The sequence below is a fragment of the Pseudalkalibacillus sp. JSM 102089 genome, from assembly GCF_041366475.1.
GTDB lineage: Bacteria > Bacillota > Bacilli > Bacillales > Guptibacillaceae > Guptibacillus > Guptibacillus hwajinpoensis_B.
The window spans coordinates 530,727-554,012 of record NZ_JBEWYW010000001.1 but is presented as its reverse complement, the minus strand read 5'-3'; the positions used below and the strand labels follow the sequence as shown (position 1 = coordinate 554,012).

Here is a 23,286-nt window from a genome sequence, read left to right as displayed (position 1 = left end):
ACTAGGAATGAGCGTATACATTAATCAAGATACAAAAGTCATCGTTCAAGGAATTACAGGATCAGTTGGTTTATTTCATACACAGCAAATGCTTGAGTATGGTACGAAAATTGTTGGTGGTGTAACGCCAGGTAAGGGCGGTACTGAAGTGGAAGGCGTTCCCGTATTTGATACAGTTGAGCAAGCTGTTCAAAAAACTGGCGCTAATGCTTCGGTCATCTATGTTCCGCCTGCTTTTGCAGCAGATGCGATCATGGAAGCGGTAGACGCTGAAATGGACCTTGCGATTTGTATTACGGAAGGTATTCCTGTCATCGATATGGTGAAGGTAAAGCGTTATATGGAAGGGAAGAAAACACGTCTTGTAGGACCGAACTGTCCTGGTGTGATTACTCCTGATGAATGTAAAATTGGTATTATGCCTGGCTACATTCACAAAAAAGGTCACGTAGGAGTGGTTTCTCGTTCTGGTACATTAACGTATGAAGCTGTTCATCAGCTTTCTGAATCAGGAATCGGTCAATCCACTGCTGTTGGAATCGGCGGAGATCCTGTTAACGGAACGAACTTTATCGATGTCTTGCAAGCTTTCAACGAAGATGAAGATACGTACGCCGTCATTATGATCGGCGAAATCGGTGGTACGGCAGAAGAAGAAGCGGCAGAATGGGTGAAAGCAAACATGACAAAGCCTGTCGTTGGATTTATCGGTGGCCAAACGGCACCTCCAGGAAAGCGCATGGGTCATGCGGGTGCAATTATTTCTGGCGGTAAAGGGACAGCTGACGAGAAGATCAAGACAATGGAGTCGTGCGGAATTAAAGTCGCACCTACACCTGCTGTAATGGGCGAAACGCTCATCTCTGTTCTTGAAGATAAAGGATTACTACAGAAGTGCACAACACATAAGGCTTAATGGTAATAGCTCCCGTTCGGGAGCTATTTCTCTTATACATAACGAGAAAATAATACATTTTAATGCTGATAGGGGAGAGGCATGGTTGAGAACGTTTAGAAGCCGGTTAATTCAGTTACATCAGTGCCGAGGAACTGACTGGAAAGTGCTGCGTTCATTTCTTACATTTGACCCAACGCTTCAAAGCATATATGATATGTCTGCTACTCAGTTAAGACAATTTCACATACCAGGAGAGCATGCGAGCTTATTATATGAAGATCTTCATATGAAGAAACCATGGAGGATTTCTCATATTAAAGCAGGGGAAATTCGGGCTATTACGAGATTTGACGAAGCATACCCTGAAAGGCTTTCGCATATTTATGATGCACCGTGGGTTATATATTGTATCGGTAACACCGCGCTTCTTAATCAACAACGAGCTCTTAGTGTCGTCGGGTCAAGAAATCATTCGCGTGATGCAGAAGCGATGATGAAACTTATTTTAACGCCAATCGTAACGAAAGGTTGGACGATCGTAAGTGGTCTTGCTCTCGGTGTTGATACTCTTGCACACCGGATCGCACTTGATCACGATGCAGGCACGATTGCCGTCCTTGGAAGCGGGTTTAAGCATATTTACCCTAAAGAAAATCAGCTACTTGCTTCAATTATTGCAAAAAACGGTCTTCTTCTTTCAGAATATCCACCAGATAGGGGACCAGAAAAACATCAGTTTCCTGAGCGGAATCGAATTATTAGCGGATTATCGCTTGGAACGTTTATTGTAGAAGCAAGAAAACGAAGTGGTTCGTTGATTACTGCTGATCAAGCGATGGATCAGGGACGAGAAGTTTTTTGCTTACCAGGCAGGATGACTGACTCGTACTTTGAAGGAACAAATCGACTTATTCAGCAGGGGGCTAAGCTAGTATTAGAAGCAAAAGATATACTTAATGAATTACCGAATTTTCATGAAAATGAAACTAGCACTATTTGACAAACGAGTTTTGACTATTTAATAATAAGGAAGATTTTAAAATTTACCTCAATGGGGGGAGGAAACGTATTGTGGCAGATTATCTAGTTATTGTTGAATCTCCCGCTAAAGCAAAAACAATTGAAAAATATTTAGGAAAGAAATATCAGGTGAAAGCCTCATTAGGTCATGTCATTGACCTGCCAAGAAGTCAGATGGGCGTTGATGTGGAAAACAACTATGCTCCTAAATATATAACAATACGCGGGAAAGGCCCTGTCCTTAAGGAAATTAAAGATGCAGCCAAAAAAGCGAAGAAAGTCTATCTCGCAGCTGACCCCGATCGCGAAGGGGAAGCGATTGCGTGGCATCTAGCTCACAGTTTGAAGATTGATGAGCAAACCGAATGCAGGGTCGTATTTAACGAAATTACAAAAGATGCGGTAAAGGATGCTTTCAAGCAGCCGAGACCAATTAACATGGATTTAGTGGATGCACAGCAAGCGCGTCGAGTACTTGACCGACTTGTTGGGTATAACATCAGTCCATTATTATGGAAAAAAGTGAAAAAAGGCCTAAGTGCTGGACGAGTTCAATCCGTTGCAGTTCGCCTTATTATTGAAAGAGAGAAAGAGATTCAGAATTTCCAGGCAGAAGAATATTGGAAAATCAAAGCTTCTTTCGAAAAAGATGGAGAGCAATTCGAAGCTGGTTTTTACGGAGTAGATGGAAAGAAAACAGATCTTCAATCACGTGAAGACGTCGACAACGTGTTAAAGCGCATTGAAGGAGATCAGTTTGAGATCAAATCCGTTCAAAAGAAAGAACGTAAGCGAAACCCAGCCCTCTCATTTACAACATCTTCTCTTCAACAAGAAGCAGCAAGAAAGTTAAACTTCCGAGCGAAGAAAACAATGATGCTTGCTCAGCAGCTTTACGAGGGGATTGCGATTGGTAAACAAGGTACAGTCGGTTTAATTACGTACATGAGAACTGACTCAACACGCATCTCTGAAACAGCGAAGGATGAAGCGAAGCAATACATTCAAGGTAAATATGGAGACACATACTTATCGGGTAAAAAGCCTGCTAAGAAGCAGTCAGGTAAATCACAAGATGCTCACGAAGCGGTTCGACCGACATCTGTTATGCGTGATCCTTCCGAGATGAAGGCTTACTTAAAGCGCGATCAGCTTCGTTTATACAAGCTCATCTGGGAGCGTTTTGTAGCCAGTCAGATGGCACCGGCTATTATGGACACGATGAGTGTAGATCTTGAGAACAACGGAACGATCTTCCGTGCGACTGGTTCTAAAGTGAAATTTAAAGGGTTTATGAAGGTGTACGTTGAAGGAAACGACGACAATAAAAAAGAAGAAGATAAAATGCTTCCTGACCTTGAAGAAGGCATGGATGTTTCTACATCAGAAATTGATCCATCTCAGCACTTCACACAGCCGCCGCCGAGATATTCAGAAGCTCGCCTCGTTAAAACAATGGAAGAGCTCGGTATAGGGCGCCCTTCTACTTACGCTCCTACGCTTGATACGATTCAACGTCGAGGGTATGTGGCGTTAGAAGATAAGAAATTTGTGCCAACTGAGCTCGGTGAAATTGTATTAGAGCTGATTTTGGAGTTCTTCCAGGATATCATCAACATTGAATTCACTGCGGGATTAGAAAATGATCTTGACAAAATTGAGGATGGCGATGCAGAATGGATTTCTGTCATCAATGAATTTTATCAAAACTTCGAAAAGCGGCTGAAGGTAGCCGAGGAAGAAATGAAGGAAGTCGAGATTAAAGATGAACCCGCTGGAGAAGATTGCGAGAAGTGTGGTTCACCTATGGTCATCAAAATGGGACGCTATGGGAAATTCATGGCTTGCTCAAACTTTCCTGATTGCCGTAATACAAAACCAATCCTTAAAGAAGTTGGTGTTACCTGTCCGAAGTGTAAAGAAGGTAATGTTGTAGAGCGAAAAAGTAAAAAGAACCGTCTTTTCTATGGTTGTGATCGTTTTCCGGAATGTGATTTTCTTTCATGGGATAAACCAATCAAAAGACCATGTCCTAAATGCGGTGATTTACTTGTCGAGAAGAAAACGAAGAAAAAGAAAGAAATCAAATGCGTAAACTGCGATTTCGTTGAAGAAGAAAACTAGTAAGGGGTTATGGCAATGAGTAAACATGTGACGGTAATCGGTGCCGGACTTGCTGGAAGTGAAGCAGCGTGGCAACTTGCAAAGCAAGGAGTGGACGTTCATCTCTATGAGATGCGTCCTAAGAAGCAAACGCCTGCTCACCATACCGATAAATTTGCTGAGCTAGTATGTAGTAACTCACTAAGAGCGAATACATTAACAAATGCAGTCGGCGTTTTAAAGGAAGAAATGCGTCGAATGGATTCAGTTATCATTAAGTCTGCTGACGAGTGTGCCGTTCCGGCTGGTGGTGCACTGGCTGTGGATCGTCATGAATTCGCTGCGAAGGTAACGGAGAATGTTAAAAACCATCCAAATGTAACGGTCTTTTCAGAGGAATGTACTAAAATCCCTGACGGCCCAACAATTATTGCAACAGGTCCGCTAACTTCTAAGGATCTTTCCGATCAGTTAAAGGCTTTAAGTGGAGAAGAGTACCTATACTTCTATGACGCTGCTGCTCCTATTATCGAAACGGAAAGTATTGATATGGAGAAAGTTTATAAGAAGTCACGCTATGATAAGGGAGAGGCAGCTTATTTAAACTGCCCAATGACGGAAGAGGAATTTAACACGTTCTATGAAGCACTTATTTCAGCTGAAACGGTTCCGCTTAAAGAATTTGAGAAGGAAATTTTCTTCGAAGGATGCATGCCAATTGAAGTAATGGCCCAGCGCGGGCAGAAGACGATGACGTTTGGTCCTCTTAAACCTGTAGGTCTTGAAGATCCTAGAACAGGAAAGCGTCCTTACGCTGTCGTTCAACTTAGGCAGGATAATGCTTCTGGTACACTGTATAACATTGTTGGTTTCCAAACGCACCTTAAATGGGGACCACAAAAAGAAGTGATTCGCTTAATTCCTGGACTTGAGAACGCGGACATCGTACGTTATGGCGTGATGCACCGGAATACGTTTATTAACTCACCGAACCTATTGAAAGCTACTTACCAATACAAAGATCGCGAGAATCTATTCTTTGCAGGTCAAATGACAGGTGTGGAAGGGTACGTAGAATCAGCAGCATCTGGACTAATTGCTGGATTTAACGCTGCTCGACTAATGAAGGATGAAGAGCCGCTAGTGTTCCCTGAAGAAACTGCGCTTGGTAGTTTAGCGAATTATATTACGACGGCTAATCCGGATAACTTCCAACCGATGAATGCTAACTTTGGTTTGTTCCCACCGCTTGAGACGCGAATTAAAGGCAAGAAAGAGCGTAATGAAACGATCGCTAATCGAGCGTTAGAAACAATTCAGAATTTTGTAAAAAGATTGTAAATTCCTATTGCTAAGGCTTCTAAATTGTGATACGATTTAGAAGCCTTTTGAGGTGATAACGATGAATAACAACCAACAAGCTCATATTCAATCATTTTCTGAGTATCTTCAGATTGAGAAGAATTGTTCACCACATACGATCTCAGGTTACTTACAGGACATTGAACATTTCAAGTCTTTTATGAAGCAGCAGACTATCGATGTCTTTGCTGCTGTTTCTTATGCAGATGTCAGAATTTATTTGACTGAGCTTCACGAGCGAGGTTACGCAAGAAAAACAGCAGCGAGAAAAATTTCAACGTTACGAAGCTTATATCGATTCCTTTTACGTGAAAACATCGTTGAGGTTAATCCTTTTACAATGAGCTCACTACCGAAGCAAGAGAAGCGCCTTCCGCAATTTTTGTATGAAAAAGAGCTCAATGTATTGTTTGATACGCCCGATACGTCTAAGCCGCTTGGTCAAAGAGACAGAGCTTTGCTCGAAGTATTGTACGGGTGTGGTATTCGCGTTAGTGAATGCGTTGCGCTTAATTTAGAAGACATTGATTTCGCGATTGGTACTATTTTTGTAATCGGTAAGGGACGTAAGGAAAGATATGTACCAATTGGTAGTTTCGCTATAGATGCAATAAAAGAGTATTTAGAGGATGGACGAGTAAAACTCGCTTCGTCCGGAAAAGAGCCGACAAAAGCCCTGTTTTTAAACTTTAGAGGTAGTCGCGTGACAGCAAGAGGCGTACGAACAATTTTGGATAAGATTGTGAAAGACGCTTCACTGCATGTACATATAAGTCCCCATGTGATGAGACACACATTCGCAACACATTTACTGAATGAAGGGGCAGACTTACGATCTGTTCAGGAGCTTTTAGGGCATTCCGATTTATCATCTACTCAGATCTATACCCATGTGACGGGAGATCGATTGCGAAATATATACATGAACCATCACCCAAGAGCTAAATAGCTCGGGAGGAGGAACTTATGGGAGACTTTCATTCAACGACGATATTTGCAGTACAGCATAATGGGGAGTGCGCAATGGCCGGTGATGGCCAGGTGACATTTGGCAATGCCGTAGTCATGAAACATACGGCTAAGAAAGTAAGAAGGTTATTTCATGGGAAGGTGATTGCTGGATTTGCAGGATCAGTTGCGGATGCATTCACTCTTTTTGAGAAATTCGAAAGCAAACTGGAAGAATTCGGCGGTAACCTTCAGCGTGCTGCTGTTGAACTCGCAAAAGAGTGGCGCAGTGACCGCGTACTAAGAAAGCTTGAAGCCATGTTAATCGTTATGAATCAGGATGAGCTTCTGCTTATCTCAGGTACTGGTGAAGTAATCGAACCTGATGATGGCATTCTTTCCATTGGTTCAGGTTCTAACTACGCACTTTCAGCTGGTAGAGCTCTTAAGCGATACAGTGATAACAAAACCGCTGAAGAAATTGCGCGGGCCTCTATGGAAATTGCATCAGAAATTTGCGTGTACACAAATGATCAAATTATCGTAGAAACCATTTAGTATATAAACTGTATCTTTGGAGGAGATCGTATGTCTAATCCATTAACACCGAGACAAATTGTTGAAAAGCTTGATCAGTATATTGTTGGTCAGAATGACGCGAAAAAGGCTGTTGCTGTGGCATTGAGAAATCGTTACCGTCGGGGTCTTTTAAGCGATAAACTGAGGGATGAAGTGAATCCGAAAAATATTTTAATGATTGGGCCAACAGGTGTTGGTAAAACAGAAATTGCGAGACGACTGGCTCGTCTTGTCAATGCTCCTTTTATTAAAGTAGAAGCAACGAAATTTACTGAAGTGGGTTATGTTGGCCGAGACGTGGAATCAATGGTTCGCGATCTCGTTGAAACATCAATCAGACTTGTCAAAGAAGATCGAATGGAACAGGTGAAGGGCAGAGCGGAAGAGAATGCGAATAAACGCATTGTGGAACTGCTCGTACCGTCTAATAAGAAGCAGACACAATACAAGAATCCGCTTGAAATGTTATTTGGTAATCAGGGGCAAGAAGAAACAAATACCCAGGCGAGTTCAGAAGATCAGTCGATTGCTTCAAGACGAAAGCAAATAGCACAACAGCTTGCGCTAGGTGAACTCGAAGATCGGATGATCACTGTTGAAGTGGAAGAACAAAACAATTCCATGATGGACATGTTCCAGGGAGCTGGCATGGAACAAATGGGTATGAACATGCAGGATATGCTCGGAAATATCATGCCTAAAAAGAAGAAAAAACGTAAGCTTCCCGTGTCAGAAGCACGAAAGGTCTTAACGCAGGATGAAGCAGCAAAACTTGTGGATATGGATGAAGTCGCACAGGATGCAGTTTCAAAGACGGAACAATCGGGTATCATCTTCATTGATGAAATTGACAAGGTCGCGGGGAAAAGTCAGCAGTCAGCTGATGTATCCAGAGAGGGCGTTCAAAGAGACATTTTGCCAATCGTAGAAGGTTCAACGGTAACAACGAAGTACGGTCCAGTGAAAACAGACCATATTTTGTTTATGGCCGCGGGGGCGTTTCACATGTCGAAACCATCTGATCTAATCCCTGAACTGCAAGGCAGGTTCCCAATCCGCGTTGAGTTATCAAGTTTAACCGTAGACGATTTTAAACGTATATTAACAGAGCCTGATAATGCTCTTGTGAAGCAATACACAGCATTATTAGAAACAGAAGGTATTAAAGTTGAATTTTCTGACGATGCTATTCTTAAAATTGCTACGATTGCAACCGAAGTGAATCAGGACACTGACAACATTGGCGCAAGAAGACTGCACACAATTTTAGAAAAGCTTCTTGAAGATCTTTCATTTGAAGCACCGGACATTAATCTAGACAGCATCACGATTACACCAGAGTATGTTGAGGAAAAGTTAGCTTCTATTGCGAAGAACCGTGACCTCAGCCAATACATCCTATAATACATGCAGGAGGACAAAACTATGAATTTACTTGAAAAAACAAGAAAAATTAATGGAATGCTACAAAAATCTGAGGGGCCAGTTAACTTTACAGACATGGCCGAAACACTACGTGACGTCATTATGGCGAACGTATATGTCGTAAGCCGCAGAGGTAAGCTGCTTGGAATCGCAATTAATCAAGAAATCGAAAACGAACGCATGAAGAAAATGTTTTCTGAGCGTCAGTTCCCTGAAGAATATACACAAAACCTGTTCAACATTGCAGAAACTTCTTCAAACCTTGATATCACAAGCGAGTACACAGCTTTCCCGGTAGAAAACCGCGACCTCTTCGAAAAAGGTCTTACAACAATTGTACCGATCGTTGGTGGTGGAAGCCGTCTTGGTACGCTCATCCTTTCACGTCTAAGCGATTCATTCTCAGATGATGATCTTCTATTAGCTGAATATGGCGCAACAGTAGTAGGAATGGAAATTCTTCATGAAAAAGCGGAAGAAATTGAAGAAGAAGCAAGAAACAAAGCGGTTGTACAAATGGCGATTTCTTCTCTTTCTTATAGTGAGCTTGAAGCAATCGAGCACATCTTTGAAGAACTTGAAGGCAATGAAGGACTTCTTGTTGCTAGTAAAATTGCTGACCGCGTAGGCATCACTCGCTCTGTTATCGTAAACGCTCTTCGTAAGCTTGAGAGTGCTGGTGTTATTGAGTCTCGTTCTCTAGGAATGAAAGGAACTTACATTAAAGTTCTTAACGATAAATTCCTTGTAGAGCTTTCAAAACTAAAGACACAGTAATTCAACTAAAGCTCCGAGAACTCTCGGAGCTTTTTTAATAGAATGTTGCTGATTTCAACAATCCTTTTGCAAACGATGGAGATGAATTCGAACCGTTTACGTCTACTATGAAAGTGAGTTTGTATAGGCATTCATGGAATTTAAGATTTAAACTTGCGACTTGTCACTTGATATGATATATTAATCAACGGTGTTAATCACACACGCTTGTTGATTTGGAAAGTGGTGCTGCAGACGCAGTTTTTTCCGAAATAGATGCAAGCGGAGGATAAAAAAACCATTAGGAGGAACACAATCATGGCAGTAATCTCTATGAAACAGCTTCTTGAAGCTGGGGTACACTTCGGTCATCAGACTCGTCGTTGGAACCCGAAAATGAAACCTTATATCTTCACTGAAAGAAACGGTATCTATATTATCGATCTTCAAAAAACAGTGAAGAAAGTCGAAGAAGCTTATAACTTCGTTCGTGACATCGCTCAGGACGGTGGTAAAGTTCTTTTCGTAGGTACAAAAAAGCAAGCGCAAGATTCCGTTAAGGATGAAGCGATCCGTGCTGGTCAATACTACATCAACCAACGCTGGTTGGGTGGAACGCTTACGAACTTTGAAACTATTCAAAAGCGTATTAACCGCCTGAAGAGCCTTGAGAAGATGCAAGAAGACGGTACTTTTGAAGTACTACCTAAGAAAGAAGTTATGCTTCTTAAAAAAGAAATGGATCGCCTTGAAAGATTCCTTGGTGGTATTAAAGATATGAACGGCGTTCCAGACGCAATGTTCGTAATCGATCCTCGTAAAGAGCGTATTGCTATTGCTGAGGCTCGTAAGCTTAATATCCCAATCGTTGCGATCGTGGATACAAACTGTGATCCAGATGAGATCGACTATATTATCCCTGGTAACGACGATGCAATCCGCGCTGTGAAACTTCTTACTGCTAAAATGGCTGACGCTGTTATCGAAGTTAGCAAAGTAGAAGAAGAAGCAGAAGTTGAAGCGGTAGAAACTGAAGAAACATCTGTATAAGAACACAAAGGGGTGATAAAGGGGAACTCTAACCCCTTTATCACCTTTTTTTAACCCAAAAGGGTATGATTACATATCATAATTCAAGGAGGAATTACTAATGGCAGTAACAGCTCAAATGGTAAAAGAATTGCGTGCACAAACTGGTGCAGGTATGATGGATTGCAAAAAAGCTCTAACAGAAAACGACGGTGACATGGACAAAGCAATCGACTGGCTTCGTGAGAAAGGTATCTCTAAAGCAGCTAAGAAAGCTGACCGCGTAGCAGCTGAAGGTCTTGCGACGATCGCTGTTGAAGGAAACAAAGCAGTAATTGCTGAAATCAACTCTGAAACTGACTTCGTTTCAAAGAACGAAAGCTTCATTTCACTAATCAATGATATTTCGCATCACCTCCTTAAAACGAATCCTGAGTCTGTGGACGCAGCTCTTGAAAGCAAAATGGAAAACGGACAAACCGTTACTGAATTCTTAAACGACAAAATCGCTAAAATCGGCGAGAAGATTTCTCTTCGTCGTTTCCAAATCATTGAGAAAACTGACGCTGACGCATTCGGCGCATACCTACACATGGGTGGACGCATTGGTGTTCTAACACTTCTTGAAGGCACAACTGACGAAGAAGTTGCGAAAGACGTTGCTATGCACACTGCAGCAGTTAACCCTCGTTTCGTATCTCGTGATGCTGTTCCAGCTGAAGAAGTTGAACGTGAGCGCGAAGTATTGAAGCAACAGGCTCTTAACGAAGGTAAGCCAGAGAAAATTGTTGAGAAAATGGTAGAAGGCCGTATCAACAAATTCTTCGAAGAAATTTCTCTAGTTGATCAGCCGTTTGTTAAAGACACTGATCAAAAAGTTGGTAAGTACGTTGAATCTAAAGGCGCTACTGTAAAAGGCTTCATCCGCTACGAAGTTGGCGAAGGCATGGAGAAACGTGAAGATAACTTCGCTGAAGAAGTTATGTCTCAAGTGAAGAAGTAAAACAATGATAGGGAACACGTTGTGTTCCCTATTTTTCAAGAACAAATACTGATAAACATGCTGGAGGGTTAAAATGAGCGGAGCCAAGTATGAACGCGTTGTGTTAAAATTAAGCGGAGAAGCTTTGTCGGGTGGAGAAGGTCAAGGGATTTCACCGACAATCGTACAGTCAATCGCATCTCAAGTGAAGGAAATTCACGAAATGGGTGTGGAAGTGGCTGTCGTCGTTGGCGGAGGAAACATCTGGCGTGGTAAAGTAGGCAGTGAGATGGGAATGGACCGTGCTACTGCTGATTATATGGGGATGCTTGCAACAGTGATGAATTCACTAGCAATGCAGGATAGCCTTGAGAATATTGGAGTTGAGACGCGTGTTCAAACTTCAATTGAAATGAGGCAGGTAGCTGAGCCATATATTCGTCGTAAAGCGATTCGACACCTTGAGAAAAAACGCGTTGTCATTTTTGCGGCTGGTACTGGTAATCCATACTTCTCAACAGATACGACTGCTGCATTGCGTGCGGCAGAAATTGAAGCAGATGTTATTTTAATGGCGAAGAACAACGTAGACGGGGTTTACACAGCCGATCCTACAGTTGACGCTACTGCGAAGAAGTATGACACCCTATCTTACCTTGATGTACTTAAGGAAGGCTTAGCTGTAATGGACTCCACAGCTTCTTCACTTTGTATGGATAATGACATTCCACTTGTTGTCTTTTCCATTATGGAAGAAGGAAACATTAAGCGCGCCATTTGCGGCGAAGAAATTGGAACAGTTGTAAAGGGGAGAAATTAAGATGACGAAAGAAATCTTGAAAAACGCTGAAGAACGTATGCAGAATGGAATCTCAAGCTTAAAGCGTGAGCTAGCAACACTAAGAGCTGGAAGAGCAAACGCTTCTCTACTTGATAAAATTCAAGTTGACTACTACGGTGCTCCAACACCAGTTAACCAGCTTGCTGGTATTTCTGTTCCGGAAGCACGTATGCTACTAATCCAACCTTATGATAAAACTTCAATTGGCGAGATCGAAAAAGCAATTCTTAAATCAGATCTTGGCCTAACACCTTCTAATGATGGTAATGTTATTCGTCTAACGATTCCAGCTCTAACAGAAGAGCGTCGTAAAGATCTTGTGAAACTCGTTAAGAAGTATGCTGAAGAAGGCAAAGTTGTGCTTCGCAACATTCGCCGAGATGCAAATGATGAGTTAAAGAAACAAGAAAAAGATGGCGATATTACAGAAGACGAGCTTCGCCGCGGTAATGACGATGTGCAAAAGCTTACTGACAAGTATGTAGCTGAAGCTGATAGTGTTGCGACTGATAAAGAAAAAGAAATCATGGAAGTCTAATTCAATAACATGTAAAATAAGATAATAAAAGGACCCTCTTTTCCCACAGGGGGTTTTTTTGTTAAGTAAGTGACACAATGGAGGATTTGCAATGCTTGGGAAGTTCTCGAACTGGATGAGAAAGAATGAAGATGAGGAACATTTAGAAATTAACACATCTGCAAATATCCCAGGACATATTGCGATCATTATGGATGGCAATGGACGCTGGGCGAAGAAGCGAGGTCTCCCGCGTGTGGCTGGCCACCGTGAAGGCGTTAAGGTTGTAAAAAAAATCGTAAGAAAGGCGAATGACCTGGGTGTTCAATATTTAACCCTGTATGCCTTTTCGACCGAGAATTGGAAACGACCAAAGGAAGAAGTAGACTTTTTAATGAAGCTCCCTGAGCAATTTCTACTTAGCCACCTGCCAGAATTGATCGAGCAGAACGTTCAAGTTAGAATTATGGGAGAACGAGAACAGCTGCCCCCCCATACGTTCAAAGCCATAAGCAAGGCAGTGAAAGAGACGAAGGACAATACCGGACTCATTCTTAACTTCGCGCTTAACTATGGTAGCCGTCATGAAATGAAAACAGCGATGCAGCGGTTATTAAGTGATGTAAGAAAGGGGATACTGACGGAAGAAGAGATTACGGAAGAGAAGATTTCTTCGTATTTACTCAGTAGCCAGTACCCGGACCCGGATTTATTAATAAGGACAAGCGGAGAAATTCGCTTAAGTAACTTTATGCTCTGGCAGTTAGCTTATACGGAACTTTGGTTTACGGAAGTTCTTTGGCCTGATTTTACAGAGCACCATTTTATTGAGGCCGTACAGGAATACCAGCGAAGAGGAAGACGTTACGGCGGGGTGTAAGTGTAGGAGGACATTAACGTAATGAAACAACGTGTTATTACGGGTGTGATTTTTGGCGCCCTTTTGTTAGGAATGATTATTGTAGGAGACTGGCCATTTATCATTTTGATGGCGCTTGTTGCCACTGTTGGAATGGTCGAACTGTTACTAATGAAGAAAATCACATTGGTTTCACTTCCTGGATTACTTGCTATCGTCGGAACGTGGATTCTTGTTATGCCTGACGACTGGATTGCGTCATTGACGTCGTCTGTATTCACCAAGATTGACCTCTTGTTCTTCGGTTTGCTTATTTTGCTTGCAATGACTGTCCTTACGAAGAATAAGTATAGTTTTGATGAGAGTTCATTTATTATGATGGCTTCATTATATGTCGGTCTAGGTTTCTATTATTTTACAGCGACACGGTACCTGGGAGAAAATAATTTAGATGGTATGATTCATTTATTTTTCATTATTTTTCTTATATGGGCGTCTGACTCTGGTGCATATTTTGTAGGACGATCGCTCGGAAGGAAAAAGCTATGGCCGCATATATCTCCAAACAAAACGGTTGAAGGTGCAGTTGGCGGCGTTGTAATGGCAGTTCTTGTTGGCGTTGTTTTTCAATTGATTTATCCGGTGTATGATTCCATGATAGTTGTTTTGATCGTCTCCGTTCTAACTTCTGTTTTTGGACAGATAGGTGACCTTGTTGAATCAGCATTCAAGCGTCATTACGGAGTGAAGGATTCAGGCAGTATCTTGCCAGGGCACGGAGGGATACTTGATCGATTTGATAGTCTAATATTCGTTCTCCCTCTTCTGCATTTACTTAACCTGGTTTGATGAAACAGAGTAGATTGGAGGAACGGGTCGTTTGAAGAAAATAAGCTTATTGGGAGCATCTGGTTCAATCGGTATTCAGACTCTCGACATTGTGAGAATGCACCCTGACATGTTTTCCCTTGTAGCTGTTTCAGTAGGGAAAAATGTTCAAAAAGCGGTGGAAATAGCAGAGGAATTTAAGCCAAAGCTATTATCTGTTCAAAAGAAAGAAGATGCTGACTCACTCAGAAGAACAATTTCAAGAAAGACAAAGATTGTCTATGGAGATGAAGGATTGCTAGAAGTAGCCTGTCATCACGATTCAACCGTTCTTGTAAATGCTATTCTCGGCAGTATCGGACTTTCTCCGACCCTTTCAGCGATTGAACAGGGAAAAACGATTGCTATTGCAAATAAAGAAACGCTTGTAACTGCTGGGCATCTCGTAACAGAGGCAGCCAAACGACATGGATCTGCCCTTCTGCCAGTAGATAGCGAACATTCAGCATTGTTTCAATGCTTGAATGGTGAAAAACAAGATCAAATGGAGCGCCTCATTCTTACAGCATCAGGTGGAAGCTTCCGTGATAAAACACGTGAAGAACTTGTAGGAGTTAGTGTGAATGATGCCTTAAATCATCCGAACTGGTCAATGGGTGCTAAAATTACCATTGATTCAGCTACAATGATGAATAAAGGCCTTGAAGTGATTGAAGCGCACTGGCTGTTTGGTACACCTTATGATCAGATTGATGTATTGCTTCATAAAGAAAGTATTATTCACTCGATGGTAGAGTACATAGACGGTAGTGTCATGGCCCATCTAGGTACTCCGGATATGCGAATTCCAATTCAGTATGCACTTAGCTATCCTGATCGACTTGAAATCAGAAATGCAAAACGGTTAAACTTATGGGAAGTTGGTAAATTACATTTTGAGAAGGTTGATTACGACCGCTTCCGCGCATTAAAGTTAGCTTATGAAGCTGGCCGCGCCGGTGGTTCACTCCCAGCCGTCATGAATGCGGCAAACGAAACGGCCGTTGCAGCATTTCTGGAGGGAAAGATCGATTTCTTAACGATCGAAGAGCTCGTAGAACAGGCGATGGAAAACCACAATATCGTTCAAAATGCATCGCTTGAAGATATTCTTGCTGTAGATTCTGAAACAAGATTACGAGTTCAGTCATTAATTAAATAAAGGTGGTAAGTGGATATGAATACTGTGATTTCGATCATTATCATATTCGGAGCACTTGTCTTTTTCCATGAATTGGGTCACTTGCTCCTGGCAAAACGTGCAGGAATCTTGTGCCGAGAATTCGCCATAGGCTTCGGACCGAAAATTTTCACAATCAAGAAAGGTGAGACGGTTTATACGATCAGACTTCTGCCGCTCGGTGGGTTTGTTCGAATGGCCGGCGAGGATCCTGAAATGATTGAATTGAAACCTGGACAGCGTGTTGGGCTTCTGTTTAATGATCAAAATAAAGTTGAAAAGATTGTTATCAATCAAAAATCAGCTTACCCTAATTTAAAAGAAGTAACGGTTGAAGAAGCCGACCTAGAGCGTGGGCTTTATATTAAAGGATACGAAGACGAAGATGAACCAGCTACGGTATTCTCAATTGATGAAACATCTCATTATGTGATGGATGGATCTGAGTTTCAGATCGCGCCGTTTGATCGTCAATTCGGTTCAAAGTCGCTTTGGGACCGTTTCCTGGCTATTTTTGCTGGACCAGTAATGAACTTCTTACTTGCGATCGTTATTTTTATCACGCTAGGCTTATTACAAGGGACGCCAACGAGCCAGGTTAAGGAAGTCGTTGAAGGTAGTCCTGCTGAGCAAGCCGGTATGATGAATGGTGATGTTATAACTGAGATTAATGGGACTGAAATAACAGGCTGGAATAAGATGACGTCTATTATTCAGGATAACGCAAATAATCAACTAGGATTTAAAGTAGATCGCGAAGGTGAATCGGTCTCTTTATCCATTACTCCAGAAAAACAAGAGCTTTCTGAAAATCAATCTGTTGGTCGTATTGGGGTATCCCCAGAATATCAAGTGGATTTCTTAGACTCTATCGTTTTTGGTTTTACATCAACGTATGAATTCGGAAAGGCCATATTCGTAGGACTTGGCCAGCTTGTAACGGGGCAGCTTTCCATCGATGCTTTCTCAGGACCAGTAGGAATTTATAGTTACACAGAAGAAGCTGCGTCTGGAGGGCTCTATGTTCTCATGAGATGGGCTGGTTTCTTAAGTATTAACCTTGGTATTTTTAACTTATTGCCACTTCCTGCGCTGGATGGAGGAAGACTACTATTCATCGGTGTGGAAGCGTTACGTGGCAAGCCAATTGATCCGCAAAAGGAAAGCTTAGTTCACTTTATTGGCTTTTCGTTTCTCATGTTACTCATGCTAGTAGTGACATGGAATGATATCCAACGCTTCTTCCTATAGGAGCCACGGGACCCGTTTTAAGAATGAAATGAGGTGCAGTAGATGAAACAATCTAAATATTTTAATCCAACCCTTCGAGATAATCCAGCTGATGCCGAAATTAAAAGTCATCAGCTCCTTGTCAGAGCGGGTTTTATACGTCAAAATGCTTCAGGTATTTATTCATACCTACCATTAGGAAAGAAAGTACTAATGAAAATTGAAGAAGTCATTCGAAAAGAGCTTGATGAAACTGGTGCACAGGAATTATTGATGCCAGCGATTCAACCTGCTGAGCTATGGCAGGAAACGGGGCGATGGGACGTTTACGGTCCTGAGCTAATGAGACTAAAGGATCGCCACGGTAGACCTTTTGCTCTCGGTGCTACTCATGAAGAGTTAATTACAAGTCTTGTTCGTGATGAGTTGAAATCGTACAAGCAACTGCCGGTGACTCTTTATCAAATTCAAACAAAGTATCGTGATGAGCGTCGTCCACGCTTTGGTTTGCTTCGAGGAAGAGAGTTTATTATGAAAGATGCCTACTCTTTCCATTCTTCTGAAGAACAGCTTGATGAAGCCTACAATGATATGCATAGTGCTTATAGTCGAATCTTTAGTACCCTGGGCTTGAATTTCCGTCCTGTTGTGGCTGATTCGGGTGCAATGGGTGGTAAAGATACAGAAGAATTTATGGCATTATCTAGCGTTGGGGAAGATACGATCGCATATAGTGATTCTTCAGATTACGCGGCGAATATTGAAATGGCAGAAGTTCATGTAGCGTATCAGAAATCGGACGAGCCAGAGGCACCTTTAACTAAAGGGGAGGGCGAGGCTTCGTTAGAACGCCAGATACGCACTTCTCTTATAAAGGTAGAAGATGAGACCGTTCTTGTTCTTGTAAGAGGGGATCATGAATTAAATGACATCAAGGTTAAGCACCTATTCGCAACGGATATGGTAGAAGTCTTGAATGAAGAAGTTGATGTGAAAGAATTTAACGGCAAGGTTATTGCAGACAATGCAGTTAAAGCCCTCGTCAACGGATCAATTAGTGGTAAACATGCTTATCAGAATGTTAATCCAGATCGAGATCTTTCCGTTACAAGTTATGAAGACCTTCGTTTTATTCAAGAAGGAGATCCTTCTCCAGATGGCAATGGAACGATTGTTTTTGCGGAAGGCATTGAAATTGGCCAGGTGTTTAAGCTAGGAACTAAATATAGTGAAACAATGGGCGCTTCTTATCTTGATGAAGGTGGGAAAGCTAAGCCTATTATGATGGGTTGTTATGGGATCGGCGTTTCACGAACGCTTGCAGCGATCGCTGAGCAAAATGCAGATGACAATGGGCTGAAATGGCCTCTTGCTGTAACGCCATTTCATGTTCACTTGATTACAATCAACGTGAAAGATGCTGATCAGACAGCTCTATCAGATCGTCTATATGAATCTCTACAGAATGAGCGTTACGATGTTCTATATGATGATCGAAAAGAGCGTGCAGGTGTGAAGTTTAAAGATGCGGATCTCGTCGGTCTTCCATTACGCGTAATCGTTGGTAAGAAAGCAAACGATGAGATCGTGGAAGTGAAGCGAAGAGATACTGGAGAGTCAATTGAAGTATCAGTTGATAACTTGAATGAGACAATCCAGCAGCTTTTAACACAAATGAACTAAAATTGTGGATAGGTGCCAGTGGTACCTTCCACCTTTTTTTTCGTTGCCTTTACGCATTTTTAAGAAGGAGGAACAATTGAATGGACCAGGATTTAAACATAAGAAAAGAACGTCTCCAACTGCTCCTTCAACAAATATCGATTCCTGATAAATTCGTTGATTATTTTAGAGATGGGTACATTTCGAAATTAACTGTATACAAAGAAACGAGAAAATGGCATTTTGACTTTCATTTTCCAGACGTTCTTCCGTTTCATGTATATGAACTATTTCGCAGTCGTCTGCAAGATGGATTAAAGCACATCGCTACAGTGACTTACGGAATCTCCACAGATAGTGGAGGAAATGAAGAATTAGCAATGGCGTACTGGGACAATGTCGTTGAACTGATGAAAGAGCATTCCGCATCCCTAACAGCTGTATTGAAAAGTCAAACGCCTAAAATAAGTGGAAATAAGCTTATTGTAACGGTTCGTAATGAAACGGAAGCTGCAATCGCAAGACGAAAGCTATCTGGTCCTTTGTCAGAGTGTTATACGCACGCTGGATTTCCGAAGTACGTGCTTGAAGTAGAAGTTAAGGCTTCTGAACAGGATTATCAAAAATTTGTTGAACAAAAACAACAAGAAGATCAATCTAAGATGATGGAAGCCTTGATTGAAAAAGAAAAGGCAGATAAATCTTCAAGTAAAAACGTTCCAGATTCTCTTGTCATTGGTTACAAGATCAAAGAAGATCCAGTACCAATCGAAACTATTCAGGACGAAGAACGACGCATTGCTGTTCAAGGTTATGTCTTCCATGCTGAAACGAAAGAGCTTAGAAGTGGACGAACGCTATTAACGTTTAAAATAACGGATTACACGGATTCAATCCTTGTAAAGATGTTCTCCCGTGATAAAGAAGATGTTCCAATTCTAGAAGCAGTAAGAAAAGGAATATGGGTGAAAGTACGCGGCGGGATTCAGAACGACACATTTGTGCGCGACCTTGTCATGATCGGTAATGATTTGACAGAGATTAAGCCAGAGCTACGTGTAGATGAAGCGCCTGAGGATGAAAAGCGTATTGAGCTACATGCTCACACGCAAATGAGTCAAATGGACTCCGTCAGCTCAACAGGTGAACTGATTTCACAAGCAGCTAAATGGGGACATCCTGCTATCGCCATTACGGATCATAATGTTGTACAGTCATTTCCCGATGCGTATGCAGCAGGACAAAAGAACGATATAAAAGTCATCTATGGTTTAGAAGCAGACCTTGTCGATGATGGGGTACCGATGGCCTACAATGAAGCTAATCGTGACCTTGAAACGGGCACTTATATTGTTTTTGACGTGGAAACAACCGGACTTTCGGCTGTTTATAATAAAATTATCGAGTTAGCAGCAGTGAAATTGAAAGATGGAGAAATCGTTGATAAGTTTGAGCGATTTGCTAATCCGCATCATCCTTTATCCTCAACAACCATTGAACTAACGGGGATTACGGACGATATGGTTATGAACGCCCCTGAAATTGAAGACGTCTTAAAAGACTTCCACGAATTCATGGGAGATGATATTCTAGTTGCTCACAATGCTAGCTTTGATATGGGCTTCTTGAATGTAGGGTTACGTAATATTGGGTTAGGAGAAGCAACAAATCCAGTAATTGATACTCTTGAGCTTGCTCGTTTTCTATATCCGGAAATGCGAAACCATCGCTTAAATACGCTTTGTAAAAAGTTTGATATCGACCTTACTCAGCACCATAGAGCGATTTATGATGCGGAAGCAACAGGGTATTTATTGTGGAAATTGGTGAAAGATGCACTTGAGCGTGAAATTACAAACCATAATATGCTGAATGATAATATGGGGCAAACTGGTTTCCAACGTACGCGTCCATCGCACACGATCATATTGGCGCAAAATGACGTAGGTTTAAAAAACTTGTTCAAGCTCGTTTCCCTTTCTCACATTGATTACTTCTACCGAACTGCACGTATTCCTCGTTCTAAGCTTGAGAAATACCGCGAAGGTCTGCTGATTGGTTCAGGCTGTGACAAGGGTGAAGTTTTTGAAGGGATGATGCAAAAGTCACCTGAAGAAGTGGAGGACATCGCGAAATTTTATGACTATCTGGAAGTGCAGCCGCCACAAAATTACATGCATTTAATCGAGAAAGAACTTGTTCAAGATGAAATGGCGTTGCGTGAAATTATTGGTAAGATTGTAAAGCTTGGTGAGAAGCTAAATAAGCCAGTCGTTGCTACTGGTAATGTTCATTATCTCGAGCCAGAGGATCATATTTATCGTAAAATTCTTATTAAAGCACAGGCGGGTAACCCATTAAATCGCCAAACGTTACCTCAGGTTCATTTTAGAACGACGAACGAAATGCTTGATTGCTTCCATTTTCTTGGGGCAGATAAAGCGAAGGAAATTGTCGTACAAAAACCACAGCAAGTAGCCGACATGATCGATGATATTAAACCGATCAAAGATGATCTATTCACACCTCGAATTGAAGGTGCCGATGAAGAAATGCGTGAGATGAGCTATAACATGGCTCGAAGCATTTATGGTGATGAACTGCCAACAATAGTGGAAGAGAGACTTGAAAAAGAACTAAAAAGTATTATTGGCCATGGATTCGCCGTTATCTACTTGATTTCTCATAAGCTAGTTAAGAAGTCACTAAACGACGGCTATCTCGTTGGTTCACGTGGGTCTGTAGGGTCTTCATTTGTTGCCACTATGACTGAAATTACTGAAGTGAACCCATTACCACCTCATTATGTTTGTCCATCTTGTAAGAAGTCACAGTTCTTTGATGACGGTTCTGTAGGATCAGGGTTCGATCTTCCAGACAAATCATGCGAAGATTGCGATGTACCTCTTACAAAAGACGGACATGATATACCGTTTGAGACGTTTCTTGGGTTTAAAGGTGATAAAGTACCCGATATTGATTTGAACTTCTCAGGGGAATATCAGCCCCGAGCCCATAATTATACGAAGGAACTGTTTGGAGAAGACAATGTATTCCGAGCAGGAACAATCGGTACAGTCGCTGAGAAGACGGCGTACGGTTATGTAAAAGGGTATATGGGAGACCATGACCTTCACTATCGAGGGGCTGAAATTGATCGTCTCGTTTCGGGGTGCACAGGAGTAAAACGTACTTCTGGGCAGCACCCGGGTGGTATTATCGTAGTACCTGATTATATGGACATTTACGATTTTTCACCTATTCAGTTCCCAGCAGATGATAAAACATCCGCATGGAAAACCACCCATTTTGATTTCCATTCGATCCACGATAATCTATTGAAGCTTGATATACTTGGGCACGATGATCCTACGGTTATTCGTATGCTTCAAGATTTAAGTGGAATTGATCCGAAAACCATCCCAACAGACGACGCTGAAGTGATGAAGCTCTTTAGTGGAACGGAATCACTTGGAGTGACACAGGATCAAATTATGTGTAAAACAGGAACTTACGGAATCCCAGAATTCGGAACACGATTCGTTCGTCAAATGCTAGAAGATACGAAACCTAGTACATTTTCTGAGCTCGTTCAGATTTCAGGTCTTTCCCACGGTACTGATGTGTGGTTAGGTAATGCACAGGAATTGATTCAAGCTGGTACTTGTAACCTTAGTGAAGTAATTGGTTGTCGTGATGACATTATGGTTTATTTGATCTACAAAGGCCTTGACCCGTCCCTTGCATTTAAAATTATGGAGTTTGTGCGAAAAGGGAAAGGATTGCAAGAAGAGTGGGTAGCTGAAATGAAGAAACATGATGTGCCAGACTGGTACATTGATTCGTGCTTGAAGATCAAGTATATGTTCCCGAAAGCTCACGCAGCAGCATATGTGTTAATGGCTGTTCGGATCGCTTACTTCAAAGTTCACCATCCAATTCTTTTCTATGCAGCATACTTTACCGTAAGAGCCGATGACTTTGACATTGATACGATGGCGAAAGGATCCAACGCGATTCGCGCAAAAATCGAAGAAATCAATGAAAAGGGACTTGATGCTTCACCGAAAGAGAAAAACCTATTAACCGTGATGGAGATTGCGCTTGAAATGTCAGAACGTGGCCTCCGGATGCAGAAAGTAGATCTTTATCGATCAAAAGCGGCTGAATTCGTAGTCGATGGAGATTCGCTCATTCCTCCATTTAACTCTCTTCCGGGAGTAGGGACGAACGCAGCGATCAATATTGAAAACTCCAAAGAAGCCGGTGAATTTTTATCAAAAGAGGATTTACAGCAGCGAAGCAAGATTTCAAAGACTGTACTTGAGTACTTGGATGATCATGGATGTCTTGAAGGACTTCCAGATGCGAATCAACTCAGCTTATTCTAATGAGGCGCCTTCGCTTCTCTGTTGAATTGGTTATATGAGTATGGTATAGTAATTGTGGAAATACTAGTGAATACACACGCGACGGAAGAGTGGGGCTATCCCACTCTTTCGTTTTCGATTGGGACCCTGCTGTACAGGATCAGAAAGGAGGACAACCAATGAACGAAAATGTGATTACGGTTACTGAAGAACTAGTAAAACCAATAGTAGATGAAATGAACTTGGAACTTGTAGATATAGAATTCACACAAGAAGGCAAGAATTGGTTTCTCCGTGTCTATATCGATTCTCCTCGAGGCGTTGATATTGAGGAGTGCGGGATAATTAGCGAAAAGCTAAGTGAACAGCTTGATAAACATGATCCGATTACACAACCATACTTCCTTGAAGTTTCTTCACCTGGTGCAGAACGTCCACTCAAAAAACGTACGGACTTCGAGAAGGCAGTTGGCAAGCAAGTCTATGTCACAACCTATGAACCATTTAATGGCGAAAAGAGCTTTGAAGGTGTACTTTCGGACTTCGATGGAGAAGTGGTTGTTATTGATCAGCGAGTGAAAACAAGAATTAAAAAGGTAGAATTACCTTATGAAAAAGTAGCAAGCGCTAGGCTTGCGGTTGTTTTTTAATTAAAGGG

The 23,286-nt window shown here is 41.8% G+C and carries 19 protein-coding genes; all 19 read left to right on the top strand.

The annotated features are described in order from the left end of the window. Positions 1-7 precede the first annotated feature (7 nt). The 19 genes from sucD (at position 8) to rimP (ending at position 23,278) form a co-directional block, all read left to right on the top strand. On the top strand, positions 8-916 hold the full coding sequence (sucD, locus tag ABVF21_RS02720) for a succinate--CoA ligase subunit alpha (RefSeq protein WP_303531275.1): 909 nt from the start codon (positions 8-10) through the stop codon (positions 914-916). 85 nt (positions 917-1,001) lie between these two features. Then, positions 1,002-1,898, top strand: a complete 897-nt coding sequence (gene dprA / locus ABVF21_RS02715) for a DNA-processing protein DprA (RefSeq protein ID WP_303531277.1) — start codon at positions 1,002-1,004, stop codon at positions 1,896-1,898. Positions 1,899-1,969: 71 nt separating this feature from the next. Beyond that, positions 1,970-4,042: a type I DNA topoisomerase gene (gene topA, locus ABVF21_RS02710; protein ID WP_371017442.1), complete on the top strand. Its 2,073-nt coding sequence runs from the start codon at positions 1,970-1,972 to the stop codon at positions 4,040-4,042. Between the two features lie 15 nt (positions 4,043-4,057). Continuing rightward, the gene (gene trmFO, locus ABVF21_RS02705; RefSeq protein WP_303531281.1) at positions 4,058-5,362 is read left to right on the top strand and encodes an FADH(2)-oxidizing methylenetetrahydrofolate--tRNA-(uracil(54)-C(5))-methyltransferase TrmFO; all 1,305 of its coding nucleotides are present in this window, start codon (positions 4,058-4,060) and stop codon (positions 5,360-5,362) included. A 61-nt stretch (positions 5,363-5,423) separates the two neighbouring features. Further along, complete coding sequence (gene xerC, locus ABVF21_RS02700; protein WP_303531283.1) at positions 5,424-6,332, top strand: tyrosine recombinase XerC; 909 nt, start codon at positions 5,424-5,426, stop codon at positions 6,330-6,332. A 17-nt stretch (positions 6,333-6,349) separates the two neighbouring features. Further along, entirely contained in the window at positions 6,350-6,889 is a 540-nt protein-coding gene (hslV, locus tag ABVF21_RS02695) for an ATP-dependent protease subunit HslV (RefSeq protein ID WP_303531285.1), read from the top strand. 30 nt (positions 6,890-6,919) lie between these two features. Beyond that, on the top strand, positions 6,920-8,314 hold the full coding sequence (gene hslU / locus ABVF21_RS02690; RefSeq protein ID WP_371017441.1) for an ATP-dependent protease ATPase subunit HslU: 1,395 nt from the start codon (positions 6,920-6,922) through the stop codon (positions 8,312-8,314). 21 nt (positions 8,315-8,335) lie between these two features. Continuing rightward, on the top strand, positions 8,336-9,112 hold the full coding sequence (codY, locus tag ABVF21_RS02685) for a GTP-sensing pleiotropic transcriptional regulator CodY (protein WP_194221417.1): 777 nt from the start codon (positions 8,336-8,338) through the stop codon (positions 9,110-9,112). Between the two features lie 297 nt (positions 9,113-9,409). Continuing rightward, complete coding sequence (gene rpsB / locus ABVF21_RS02680) at positions 9,410-10,141, top strand: 30S ribosomal protein S2 (protein WP_098443375.1); 732 nt, start codon at positions 9,410-9,412, stop codon at positions 10,139-10,141. Between the two features lie 100 nt (positions 10,142-10,241). Then, entirely contained in the window at positions 10,242-11,123 is an 882-nt protein-coding gene (tsf, locus tag ABVF21_RS02675; RefSeq protein ID WP_194221418.1) for a translation elongation factor Ts, read from the top strand. A gap of 73 nt (positions 11,124-11,196) precedes the next feature. Further along, on the top strand, positions 11,197-11,922 hold the full coding sequence (gene pyrH, locus ABVF21_RS02670) for a UMP kinase (protein ID WP_194221419.1): 726 nt from the start codon (positions 11,197-11,199) through the stop codon (positions 11,920-11,922). A gap of 1 nt (position 11,923) precedes the next feature. Then, positions 11,924-12,481: a ribosome recycling factor gene (gene frr / locus ABVF21_RS02665; RefSeq protein ID WP_194221420.1), complete on the top strand. Its 558-nt coding sequence runs from the start codon at positions 11,924-11,926 to the stop codon at positions 12,479-12,481. 91 nt (positions 12,482-12,572) lie between these two features. Continuing rightward, positions 12,573-13,340 (top strand): isoprenyl transferase, encoded by a 768-nt coding sequence (locus ABVF21_RS02660; RefSeq protein ID WP_194221421.1) that lies wholly within the window; start codon positions 12,573-12,575, stop codon positions 13,338-13,340. Between the two features lie 21 nt (positions 13,341-13,361). Further along, positions 13,362-14,168, top strand: coding sequence for a phosphatidate cytidylyltransferase (locus tag ABVF21_RS02655; RefSeq protein WP_194221422.1), 807 nt, complete (start codon positions 13,362-13,364; stop codon positions 14,166-14,168). Between the two features lie 31 nt (positions 14,169-14,199). After that, the gene (dxr, locus tag ABVF21_RS02650; RefSeq protein WP_303531288.1) at positions 14,200-15,348 is read left to right on the top strand and encodes a 1-deoxy-D-xylulose-5-phosphate reductoisomerase; all 1,149 of its coding nucleotides are present in this window, start codon (positions 14,200-14,202) and stop codon (positions 15,346-15,348) included. 15 nt (positions 15,349-15,363) lie between these two features. Then, entirely contained in the window at positions 15,364-16,617 is a 1,254-nt protein-coding gene (gene rseP / locus ABVF21_RS02645) for an RIP metalloprotease RseP (RefSeq protein WP_303531290.1), read from the top strand. A gap of 42 nt (positions 16,618-16,659) precedes the next feature. Then, on the top strand, positions 16,660-18,279 hold the full coding sequence (locus ABVF21_RS02640) for a proline--tRNA ligase (RefSeq protein ID WP_371017440.1): 1,620 nt from the start codon (positions 16,660-16,662) through the stop codon (positions 18,277-18,279). Between the two features lie 80 nt (positions 18,280-18,359). Next, positions 18,360-22,649: a PolC-type DNA polymerase III gene (locus ABVF21_RS02635; RefSeq protein WP_371017439.1), complete on the top strand. Its 4,290-nt coding sequence runs from the start codon at positions 18,360-18,362 to the stop codon at positions 22,647-22,649. Between the two features lie 158 nt (positions 22,650-22,807). Beyond that, positions 22,808-23,278, top strand: a complete 471-nt coding sequence (gene rimP / locus ABVF21_RS02630; protein WP_194221427.1) for a ribosome maturation factor RimP — start codon at positions 22,808-22,810, stop codon at positions 23,276-23,278. Positions 23,279-23,286: the final 8 nt, after the last annotated feature.